Source organism: Neorhizobium sp. BETTINA12A (genome assembly GCF_023006485.1).
Taxonomy (GTDB): Bacteria; Pseudomonadota; Alphaproteobacteria; order Rhizobiales; family Rhizobiaceae; genus Neorhizobium.
The window spans coordinates 1-9657 of the sequence record NZ_JALBGW010000172.1 but is presented as its reverse complement, the minus strand read 5'-3'; the positions used below and the strand labels follow the sequence as shown (position 1 = coordinate 9657).

The 9657-nt window shown below is 61.2% G+C and carries 10 protein-coding genes and 1 pseudogene; 4 read left to right on the top strand and 7 right to left on the bottom strand.

Going from position 1 to position 9657, the window contains the following annotated elements:
* Positions 1-401: FAD-dependent oxidoreductase (locus tag MOV61_RS25470; RefSeq protein WP_247138583.1), on the top strand; the 401-nt coding region annotated here is incomplete at its 5' end.
* Between the two features lie 2 nt (positions 402-403).
* Here the strand turns inward: MOV61_RS25470 and MOV61_RS25465 are convergent.
* From MOV61_RS25465 to rpoZ, 3 genes are all read right to left on the bottom strand, one after another.
* Positions 404-841: a VOC family protein gene (locus tag MOV61_RS25465; protein WP_247138582.1), complete on the bottom strand. Its 438-nt coding sequence runs from the start codon at positions 839-841 to the stop codon at positions 404-406.
* A 170-nt stretch (positions 842-1011) separates the two neighbouring features.
* The gene (locus MOV61_RS25460) at positions 1012-3228 is read right to left on the bottom strand and encodes a bifunctional (p)ppGpp synthetase/guanosine-3',5'-bis(diphosphate) 3'-pyrophosphohydrolase (protein ID WP_038541471.1); all 2217 of its coding nucleotides are present in this window, start codon (positions 3226-3228) and stop codon (positions 1012-1014) included.
* A 158-nt stretch (positions 3229-3386) separates the two neighbouring features.
* Entirely contained in the window at positions 3387-3794 is a 408-nt protein-coding gene (gene rpoZ, locus MOV61_RS25455) for a DNA-directed RNA polymerase subunit omega (protein ID WP_037080919.1), read from the bottom strand.
* 289 nt (positions 3795-4083) lie between these two features.
* Between rpoZ and MOV61_RS25450 the strand changes: the two genes are divergently transcribed.
* Positions 4084-4659, top strand: coding sequence for an NYN domain-containing protein (locus MOV61_RS25450; RefSeq protein WP_007774007.1), 576 nt, complete (start codon positions 4084-4086; stop codon positions 4657-4659).
* A 98-nt stretch (positions 4660-4757) separates the two neighbouring features.
* On the top strand, positions 4758-5819 hold the full coding sequence (locus MOV61_RS25445) for a bifunctional transcriptional activator/DNA repair enzyme AdaA (RefSeq protein WP_247138581.1): 1062 nt from the start codon (positions 4758-4760) through the stop codon (positions 5817-5819).
* 214 nt (positions 5820-6033) lie between these two features.
* Here the strand turns inward: MOV61_RS25445 and MOV61_RS25440 are convergent, their stop codons facing one another.
* The 4 genes from MOV61_RS25440 to dapA all read right to left on the bottom strand — a co-directional run bounded on the left by MOV61_RS25440 (position 6034) and on the right by dapA (position 8968).
* A complete protein-coding gene (locus MOV61_RS25440) occupies positions 6034-6999 on the bottom strand; it encodes a YbhN family protein (RefSeq protein ID WP_247138580.1) in 966 nt (321 codons plus the stop codon).
* A 97-nt stretch (positions 7000-7096) separates the two neighbouring features.
* Complete coding sequence (locus MOV61_RS25435; RefSeq protein WP_247138579.1) at positions 7097-7390, bottom strand: WYL domain-containing protein; 294 nt, start codon at positions 7388-7390, stop codon at positions 7097-7099.
* 95 nt (positions 7391-7485) lie between these two features.
* On the bottom strand, positions 7486-7962 hold the full coding sequence (gene smpB / locus MOV61_RS25430; protein WP_038541461.1) for an SsrA-binding protein SmpB: 477 nt from the start codon (positions 7960-7962) through the stop codon (positions 7486-7488).
* Positions 7963-8083: 121 nt separating this feature from the next.
* Positions 8084-8968: a 4-hydroxy-tetrahydrodipicolinate synthase gene (dapA, locus tag MOV61_RS25425; protein ID WP_247138578.1), complete on the bottom strand. Its 885-nt coding sequence runs from the start codon at positions 8966-8968 to the stop codon at positions 8084-8086.
* A 277-nt stretch (positions 8969-9245) separates the two neighbouring features.
* On the opposite strand from dapA, the pseudogene MOV61_RS25420 reads away from it, so the two are divergent.
* Positions 9246-9657: pseudogene (locus tag MOV61_RS25420) on the top strand (lytic transglycosylase domain-containing protein); the annotation flags it as partial.

Here is a 9657-nt window from a genome sequence, read left to right as displayed (position 1 = left end):
GGCGTCTGGCCGGCGCCGGCCGGGTCGAGCGCAGCCAGTGGCCGATCGGCGCCGTTCTGCCGGATGAAATCGGCGTCAGTCCCTCGGTCTCGCCGAAATTTCCGGTGATCTCAGTACCCTACGGAGCGCTGGTGCCGGCAAGGCTGGACGGACTATTGGCCGCCGGGCGGCACATCTCCTGCGATGCCAATAGCCACGGTTTCATGCGCGAGATTCCGCAGTGCTGGCTGACCGGCCAGGCGGCGGGTGTCGCGGCGGGCATTGCGGCCAACCGTGGCGTGGCGCCGCGGAATGTGGATATTGCCGAGCTGCAGTCGACGTTGCGGGCTCAAGGCGCCTTCGTGCGGGATGCGAGCGAGGCGGCTGCGGCGGCGAGCCAGGCAGAGACGGTGCAGGGCTGATCTCAGGTGAGTTCCTGGGCCAGCCCGATGAGAAGCCCTCCGGGCCCACGGATATAGCAAAGCCGATACACGTCTTGATAGTCGACGACCTCGCCTACGAGCTCAGCGCCGCGCGCGCGGAGCCTTTCAAGCGTCTCGCCGATGTCGTCCACGGTGAACATGACGCGAAGGTAGCCGAGCGCGTTGACCGGGGCGTTCCGGTGATCTGCGACGACCGGCGGCGTGAGGAAGCGGGAGAGCTCGAGCCGGCTGTGGCCGTCCGGTGTGCGCATCATGGCAATCTCGACATGCTGATTGCCCAGCCCGGTGACGCGCCCGGCCCATTCCCCTTCGATCGTCGCCCGCCCTTCGAGATCGAGACCGAGCTCGAGAAAGAAATCGATCGTCACATCGAGGTCTTCGACGACGATTCCTACATTGTCCATCCGCTTAAGCGCCATGTTTCCAATCTCCGATGTATCGGTTCAATCTACAAGGTGTTCGCCTCGTCTAACAAAAGACGTTCGGGGCACCCCAACACCGACAGCCATCCGCGCTGAATTGGCCGTTTCCACATCAGAAGCTTGAATGAGGGCAACCTCGAACCTATGGCCCCTTTTCAAACGGTCTCTCAGTCATACACCCGCTTGACGTTCGCCACGCAGTCGAGATCCTTCAGCTGGCTCAACAGCTGGTTCAGCTGGCGCAGGTCCCAGACCTCGACTTCCATGGTGATCTCGGAAAAATCGGCCGCGCGGTTGCTGCCCATGGTCAGCGTGCGGATGTTGATGTCGAGATGGGCGATCGTCTGGGTGACGGTTGCAAGCGTGCCCGGCTCGTTCAGCGTGTTGACCTCGATGCGGGCAAGGAAGCGGGACTTGTTGGCCTCGTCCAGATCCCAGCGCACGTCGATCCAGCGTTCGGGCTGATCGTCGAACCGCTGCAGCGCAGACGCTTGGATCGGGTAGATGGTGATGCCCGTATCCTTTTCCATGATGCCGACGATGCGGTCGCCCGGTACCGCGCCGCTCGGCGCGAAACGTACCTGGAGATTGCCCGAGAGGCCGCGGATCGGCAGCGGATCCGGGCCGGCTTCCACTTCCTCCGGCGAGACGCGCCGCTGGTTCGGCAGTTTGAAGATCATGCCCGAGGCGCTGCGCATGTTGAACCAGCCGTCGTCGGCGGCGGGCTTCACGGTGACGCGCTCGTCCTTGTAATCCGGGAAGACGGCGCGCAGCACGTCGAGCGACGAGAGTTCGCCCCGTCCGACCGCGGCGATCGCATCCTCGACATCCTTGTGGGCCAGTCGATGCAGCGCCGGCTTGAGCGTTTCGCGGGTGAAGACCTTGCCGGCGCGCTCGAAAGTGCGCTCCAGGATACGGTGACCGAGGCCGGCATATTGCTTGCGGATCGCCATCCGCGTGGCTCGGCGGATTGCCGAACGCGCTTTGCCGGTGACGACGATCTCCTCCCAGGCAGCGGGCGGCACCTGCACGCCGGAGCGGATGATCTCCACCTCGTCGCCGTTGTTGAGCCTTGTGACCAGCGGCATGATGCGACCGTTGATCTTGGCGCCGACGGTGGTGTTGCCGATATTGGTGTGGACCGCGTAAGCAAAATCGATCGGCGTGGCGCCGCGCGGCAACGCGATCAGCTTGCCTTTCGGCGTGAAACAGAAGACCTGGTCCTGGAACAGTTCGAGCTTTGTATGTTCCAGGAATTCTTCCGGATTGTCGCCCTCGGCCAATGACTCGATGGTGTGGCGCAGCCAGGAATAGGCGTTGGACTCCTTCGGCAGCAGCTCCCCGCCCCTGCCGTCCTTGTAGAGCGCATGCGCGGCGATCCCGTATTCAGCGATTTCCTGCATCAGCTGGGTGCGGATCTGCAGCTCGATGCGCTGGCGGGACGGGCCGACGATGGTGGTGTGGATCGAGCGGTAGTCGTTCTGCTTCGGGTTGGAGATATAATCCTTGAAACGACCGGGCACGACGCGCCAGCGCGTATGGACGATGCCAAGCGCGCGGTAGCAGGATGGGATGTCGCCGACGACGATGCGGAAACCGTAGACGTCCGAAAGCTGCTCAAAGGAGAGCGACTTCGACTGCATCTTGCGAAACACCGAATAAGGCTTCTTCTGGCGACCCTTGACGAAGGCATCCTTGAGGCCGTTGGCGATCAGCAGCTCGCGCAACTCGTCCTCGATCTTCTTGATCAGGCCCTCGTTGCGGGCTTCGAGATCGGCCAGCCTCTGGGTAACGGTGTCGTAGGCCTCCGGGTTCATGTAGCGGAAGGACAGTTCCTCCAGCTCGTCTCGCATGTCCTGCATGCCCATGCGGCCGGCAAGCGGCGCATAGATGTCCATGGTCTCTTCAGAAATGCGCGCCTTCTGCTCGGCCTTCATATGCTCGAGCGTGCGCATGTTGTGCAGACGGTCGGCAAGCTTGACGAGAAGGACGCGCACGTCGTCGGAAATGGCAAGCAGCAGCTTGCGCAGGTTTTCCGCCTGCTTGGCTTTCTTGGAGACGAGGTCGAGGCGCTTCAGCTTGGTGAGGCCTTCGACCAGCCGGCCGATATCCTCGCCGAACAGTTCGTCGATCTCGGCGCGGGTGGCGGTGGTGTCCTCGATCGTGTCGTGCAGCAGGGCAACCGCGATCGTCGATTCGTCGAGATGCATGTCGGTGAGGATGGCGGCGACTTCGAGCGGGTGGGAAATATAGGGGTCGCCGCTGGCGCGCTTCTGCTGACCATGCTTCTGCATGGCATAGACATAGGCTTTGTTGAGCAGAGCTTCGTTGGCTTCGGGTTTGTATTTCTGAACCCGCTCCACGAGCTCGTATTGCCGCATCATCCTGAAAAATGTCCTCGATACCGCTTCAGTGCCTGCGAATGGGCACCGGACGAAAAGAAAATGGCGCGCCAACCGGAAAGGTTGGCGCAGCCATCATAAAACATTCAAGCAGATTAGGGCGAGAGAATGAACGAAAACTTGCTAAGCGGGTGTTTCGCTTAGTAATCGTCGCTCTTTTCCGGCGGCACGAGGCCTTCGATGCCGGCGAGCAGTTCTTCTTCCGACATCTGGTCGAAGGTGACGGTCTCTGGAGCGTCGTCTTCCTCGTCGCGATCGGAGGCGACGGCAACGCCGCCGGCAGCAATCAGCGAAGCTGGATCGGGCTCGGGCTCGTCGACTTCGACATGCTTCTGCAGCGAATGGATAAGGTCTTCCTTGAGGTCGTCCGGCGAAAGCGTCTCGTCGGCGATTTCGCGAAGAGCGACGACAGGATTCTTGTCATTGTCGCGGTCGATGGTGATCGAAGCGCCCTGCGAGATCTGGCGGGCGCGGTGGCTCGCGAGCAGGACCAGTTCGAACCGGTTGTCGACTTTGTCAATGCAATCTTCTACTGTGACACGGGCCATTGCCTGTCCTTTGATCAGTGATTTTCGGAATTGATACGCCCGATACAGGCATTGCGCGGCAAATTCAAGTTTTTCCTGATAATTGACTTTCGACAAGTGAGGCCACGCCTTCTGGGGGTGCCGGCGAAATTCAACCCCAAGCTGCTTGGATTATTGCGAATCGTGCCATAAATGACAGTTATATGAATAGTTCGTAATGTAGTGGATTATTCCGGAGATTTGGCTCGGCTTATATTGACCAGGCCTCCACCTGCCAAGCAGGTTCATAAGAAAAGGGGATGGAGACCACATGTTTGACCCAAGGGAGAAGATTGCTCTCTTCATAGACGGCGCAAATCTTTACGCTGCTTCGAAAAGCCTCGGTTTCGACATCGATTACCGGAAATTGCTGAAGGCCTTTCAAAAGCGCGGTTATCTTCTTCGCGCCTATTATTACACCGCCCTGATCGAGGACCAGGAATATTCCTCCATCCGCCCGCTGATCGACTGGCTCGACTACAACGGATACAAGGTCGTCACCAAGCCGGCCAAGGAATTTACCGACTCGATGGGCCGCCGCAAGATCAAGGGTAACATGGATATCGAACTTGCGATCGATGCCATGGAGCAGTCGGAAACCGTCGACCATCTCGTGCTGTTTTCCGGCGACGGCGACTTCACCACACTCGTCGAGGCGTTGCAGCGCAAGGGCCGCAAGGTTTCCGTGGTCTCGACCATGGCCACCCAACCGCCGATGATCGCAGACGACCTGCGCCGGCAGGCCGACCACTTCATCGACCTGGTGTCGCTGAAGGCCGAAGTCGGTCGCGATCCGTCCGAACGCCCGGCCCGGCCGGCGGAATCGGCCGAAGCCGCCGATCTCTGATCCGGCCCTTTGCCCGGATCGCCATCCGGCATTTCAAAAGAAGAATAGGCGCCCGTTTTTCGGCGGCGCCTTTTTTCGTTCTGGGGTAGAAAAGATCCATGCTTTTCGAACGCCCTTCCGACGATCTTCTCTACGATGCACTGGTCGCCCGCGACGCCTCCTATGAAGGCTTTGCTTGGGCTGCGGTGAAGACGACCGGCATTTTCTGCCGCCTGACCTGCCCGGCCCGCAAGCCGAAGCGCGAAAACACCAGTTTCTTTGAGACGATCGCCGAATGCCTTGAGGCCGGCTTCAGACCCTGCAGCCGCTGCCGGCCGATGCTGAAACTCGGCGAGGCGGATCCGATGGTGACGCGCTTGCTGACGGCGCTCGATACGGAGCCTTTTCGCCGCTGGAGCGAGGATGATGTCGTTTCCCTCGGCATCGATCCGTCGACCGCACGGCGTGCCTTCAAGCGGCAGTTCGGCATGAGTTTTCTCGAGATCGCCAGGCTCAGGCGTATGGGCAAGGCGGCAGAAACGCTGAGGCAAGGGGCGAGCGTTCTCGATGCGCAGCTTGATGCCGGTTACGAATCTGGCAGCGGCTTTCGCAGCGCCGTGACGAAGCTGTTCGGTGCGGCACCCGCCAACCTGCGGACCAAGGTGCTGCTCAGGGCTGACTGGATCGAAACGCCGATCGGGCCGATGATGGCGATCGCCGACCAGCATTGCCTGCATCTCCTCGAATTCGCCGAGCGCAAGGCGCTGCCGGCGGAAATCAAGAAACTGCAGAAATTCACCGGCAGCGGCATCGTCATGGGACGTCATCCGCCGATCGATCAGATCGAGGAGGAGCTGAAGGCCTATTTCGCCGGCGAGGACCGGGGGTTCAAGACGCGGATTGCCGGGCACGGATCGCCATTTCAACGGCAGGTCTGGGAGGCATTGCGGGCAATCCCGGCCGGGGTGTCCACGACCTATGGGGCGGTCGCCGCCGAACTCAACCTCCCCTCCTCCACCCGCGCGGTGGCGGGCGCCAACGGCGCCAACCAGATCGCCATCGTCATCCCCTGCCACCGCCTGATCGGCGCCGACGGCAGCCTCACCGGTTACGGCGGCGGGCTGTGGCGCAAGCGCTGGCTGCTGGAGCATGAGCGGCGGATGACGGTGAGGAACAGCTAGCTACGTTCGCGGTATTGCGGATGCGACCCCCCTCTGCCCTGCCGGGCATCTCCCCCACAAGGAGGGAGATTACAAGTGGGATGACCGCCGCTCCCAACGTTTCGTGGCAGAGAGTGAGACCTCAGAGAGAGCCGTGAGCACGCCGCCAGCTGATCTCCCCCCTTGTGGGGGAGATGCCCGGCAGGGCAGAGGGGGGTGGCGGCGCCCGCCAATCTCACGTCGATGCCGGCTCGGACAGCTGAAGCCCCGACTGCGACTGGCGCTTTATCTTGTTGGCGCGGAAGATCGCCTCGATGATCAAGGACAGCGGCAGGCCGATGAAGAACGGGATGAAGAAATAGATGACCCGGAAGGCCACCAGCGAGCCGATCGAGGCTTGGTCCCCCATGACGTGGCGAACCGTCGCCTCGAGTACACCGAGACCGCCCGGCGCATGGGTGATCAGTATCGCCAGGTTGGCGAGCACGAAGGCGGTCGCCGCCTTGAGATAGCTGACATCCGCCGTGGCAGCCATGACCTCGCGAAGGCAGGCGGAGACCAGCACGAAATTGATCGTGCCGATCACCACCTGGGCTATTGCGATCTTCAGCGTCGGCATTTCGAAGGTCCATGCGCGGATTTTGAGCGGCGTGCGGACGAAGGCGGCGAGCGTCAGGTAGGCGGCTGTTGCGGCAAGGCAGGCAACACCGATCGTGACGATCACGGTTTCGCTCAAACCCAGCACCGCCGCGGCATCCTTCGGATTGATGACCATGACGATGCCCGACAGCACGGCCATGCCGATACCGACGGTAACGCCCGACAGCAGAACGATTTTCGCCACGTCCTCGGTGCTCATGCCCCAATGCGCATAATAGCGGTAGCGTAGCGCGCCGCTGCTCAAGCCCGCAAGACCGACGCTCTGGCCGATCGACAGCGCGATGAACGAGGCAAGCCCAATCTTTGGATAGGCGAGGTCGTTCTTCACATAACGCACGCCGGCCCAATCGAAGCCCGAGAGGCAGAGATAGGAACCGAAGGCAAAAAGGAGTGCCATCAGGAGGTTGAAGGTGGGGATGGCGCGGACGGATTCGACGATGTCGGAGACCGAGTATTCGCGAAAGGTGTGATACAGGAGATAACCGGCGGCACTGACGCCGATCACCAGCATGCCATAGGTGAGGATTTTCTTTCGCGTCATTGCCCCGTTGCCCCGTTGCCCCGTTGCCCATTGCCCGCTCGCGCTCAGAGATGAAAAACGAACGGGCGAAGGCGGATTTTGTTCCTAGGGCGGGATTTTACAGCCGCTCGATGATCCGCGAAAAGGCGGGATCGTTGGGATTATATCCGCGCGCAGGGCTGCGGAAGCCCGCCTCGGTCTCGGTCAGATCGCTGATATCGTCGACATGAAACAGACGCCACCCGGTACCCGTTCCGGCAATCTGCCAGGCGCTGAGGGCAAGAGCGCCCTCGCCGACATAACCGAGGATATGCGGCCGCACCCTGCGCTTTACGTCCTTGTAGCGGAGTTCGATGATCCGCCGCCGCTCGATCGCATCGATGATGATATCCGGATAATTTGTCTTCCGCACGAGAACTCCCTGGTGTCTCCCTTAACGGCCGGGAGTCAGGGAAGTTCACGATCGATATACGGCGAAAATGGCTTCGGCGGGAGCTGCGCGGTTGATCAGTTCGACTTCAGAAGCCGCGACTTCTGGCGGTTCCAGTCGCGTTCCTTCTCGGTCTCGCGCTTATCGTGCAGCTTTTTGCCCTTGGCGAGCGCGAGTTCGAGCTTGGCGCGGCCCTTTTCGTTGAAATAGATCTTCAACGGCACCAGCGTCATGCCCTCACGATTGATGCCAACGCGCAGGCGATTAATCTCGCGCTTCGACAGGAGAAGCTTGCGGCGGCGGCGCGGTTCGTGATTGAAACGGTTGGCCTGCAGGTATTCCGGCAGATGCGAGTTGATCAGCCAAATTTCGTTACCCTCGTCCGATGCGTAGGATTCGGCAATGTTGGCCTTGCCTTCGCGCAACGCCTTGACCTCGGTCCCGGTCAGGACCAGGCCGGCCTCATAGGTATCCAGGATTTCATAGTTGTAGCGGGCCTTGCGGTTCTCCGCGACAATCTTGTTGACCGTGCGCTGGCTGCCTTTGGGGGCCATGGGTGTATTCCGTTTCCGCCCTTTATCCGAAAACAAATCCCCGCCCATGGGCAATGAGCGGGGTTGGTTACCTATGTAATGCGGCGGATGCCGAAAGTGAAGCGGCGAGCGCTGACGTCTCTCAGTTCAGCAGCCCGGCATGGCGCAGCGCAGAGTCGATCGCCGCCTCGGTTGCCGGCTCCAGCGTCGAGACCAGCGGCGAGCGGACCGTGCGGTTCATGCCGCGGGTCCTGTGGAGTCCGTATTTGGCGCCGCAGAGGCCGGGTTCCAGGAAGATCGCCTTGTGCAGCGGCATCAGGCGGTCCTGGTATTCAAGCGCCTTGGCATAATCGCCGACAAGCGTCGCCGCCTGGAATTCCGCACAGAGGCGCGGCGCGACATTGGCCGTCACCGAGATGCAGCCGACGCCGCCATGGGCATTGAAGCCGAGCGCTGTCGCATCTTCCCCCGAGAGCTGCACGAAATCATTGCCGCAGGTGATGCGCTGTTCCGAGACACGCTCGATCTTGCCGGTCGCATCCTTGACGCCGACGATGTTTCGGTGCGCTTTCACCAATGCGCCCATCGTTTCCGGCGACATGTCGATAACCGAACGCGGCGGGATGTTGTAGATGATGATCGGCAGCTTCGTCGCTTGGGCGATCGCCGAGAAATGGGCGATCAGGCCCTTCTGGGTCGGCTTGTTGTAATAGGGCGTCACGACCAGGACGGCATCGGCGCCTGCCTTTTCGGCATGCACGGCCAGCTCGACGGCTTCACGGGTGTTGTTGGAGCCGGCGCCGGCGATCACGGGAACCCGCTTTTTGGCCACTTCGATACAGAGTTCCACGACGCGCTTGTGCTCGTCATGGCTGAGCGTCGGCGATTCACCGGTGGTGCCGACTGGCACCAGTCCGCTGCTGCCTTCGACGATCTGCCAATCCACATGCGCGGCAAAAGCCTGCTCGTCCACTGCGCCATCGGCCGTGAACGGGGTAACCAGGGCGGGCATCGATCCCTTGAACATGCAATACTCCCAGTCGGCAACGTTCATTCTGCTGCCGCAATCCATGACTATGAGGGACGTTCAGGACATTTGGACGGGCAGCGACGCAGCCGATCTTTTCCAGAAAGCCTCTCAGGTCGCGCACCATAAAGCGGCGGGAAAGCGACGACAAGCGCAAGTGCCAGGGATTTCATATGGAATCTCATATAAGAAACCGCGCATTTTCATAAACGTGGTAAGCTTTCGTTAATGTGGCTGGCGGCTAATAAGGGGACGACATATTTTCGCGAGTTACCGGATGTACAGGCCTGTTCTGATCCTCGCAGCACTGGGGCTCGGCGCTGTGAGCATGCATGCATTTGCCGCATCGCTTCCCGAGAGCATGGCGCCCCTCCCCTATGTGAAGCCCGAAAACCCGGTCGCGATCACCATGCCCGCCGCGATGCCCGCGCCTGTTGCAACTCCCGTGCCTGACGTCACCGGCACGATCCCGAGAACCGATCCGCTGGTCGTTGCCCCGCAGTTGAAAGCCGGGCTCGACGCACTTGCAGGCAACGACATCGCCGCCGCCCTTGCCACGCGGAATGGTCTCGCCGAAGGTTCGCTCGACCGGCATATCCTCACCTGGGCTATCGCCACATCCGGCGCGCCGGGCGTGCCGTCGGGCGAGATCGCGGCGGCCCAGACGGAGTTGAAGGGCTGGCCGGGGC

Excerpts from the sequence above, each read along its gene's own strand:
- MOV61_RS25440 (WP_247138580.1), bottom strand. The coding sequence starts at position 6,999 with ATGACGCGAAAGAAAATCCTCACCTATGGCATGCTGGTGATCGGCGTC.
- MOV61_RS25465 (WP_247138582.1), bottom strand. The coding sequence starts at position 841 with ATGGCGCTTAAGCGGATGGACAATGTAGGAATCGTCGTCGAAGACCTC.
- dapA (WP_247138578.1), bottom strand. The coding sequence starts at position 8,968 with ATGTTCAAGGGATCGATGCCCGCCCTGGTTACCCCGTTCACGGCCGAT.
- MOV61_RS25460 (WP_038541471.1), bottom strand. The coding sequence starts at position 3,228 with ATGATGCGGCAATACGAGCTCGTGGAGCGGGTTCAGAAATACAAACCC.
- smpB (WP_038541461.1), bottom strand. The coding sequence starts at position 7,962 with ATGGCCCCCAAAGGCAGCCAGCGCACGGTCAACAAGATTGTCGCGGAG.
- rpoZ (WP_037080919.1), bottom strand. The coding sequence starts at position 3,794 with ATGGCCCGTGTCACAGTAGAAGATTGCATTGACAAAGTCGACAACCGG.
- MOV61_RS25450 (WP_007774007.1), top strand. The coding sequence starts at position 4,084 with ATGTTTGACCCAAGGGAGAAGATTGCTCTCTTCATAGACGGCGCAAAT.
- MOV61_RS25445 (WP_247138581.1), top strand. The coding sequence starts at position 4,758 with ATGCTTTTCGAACGCCCTTCCGACGATCTTCTCTACGATGCACTGGTC.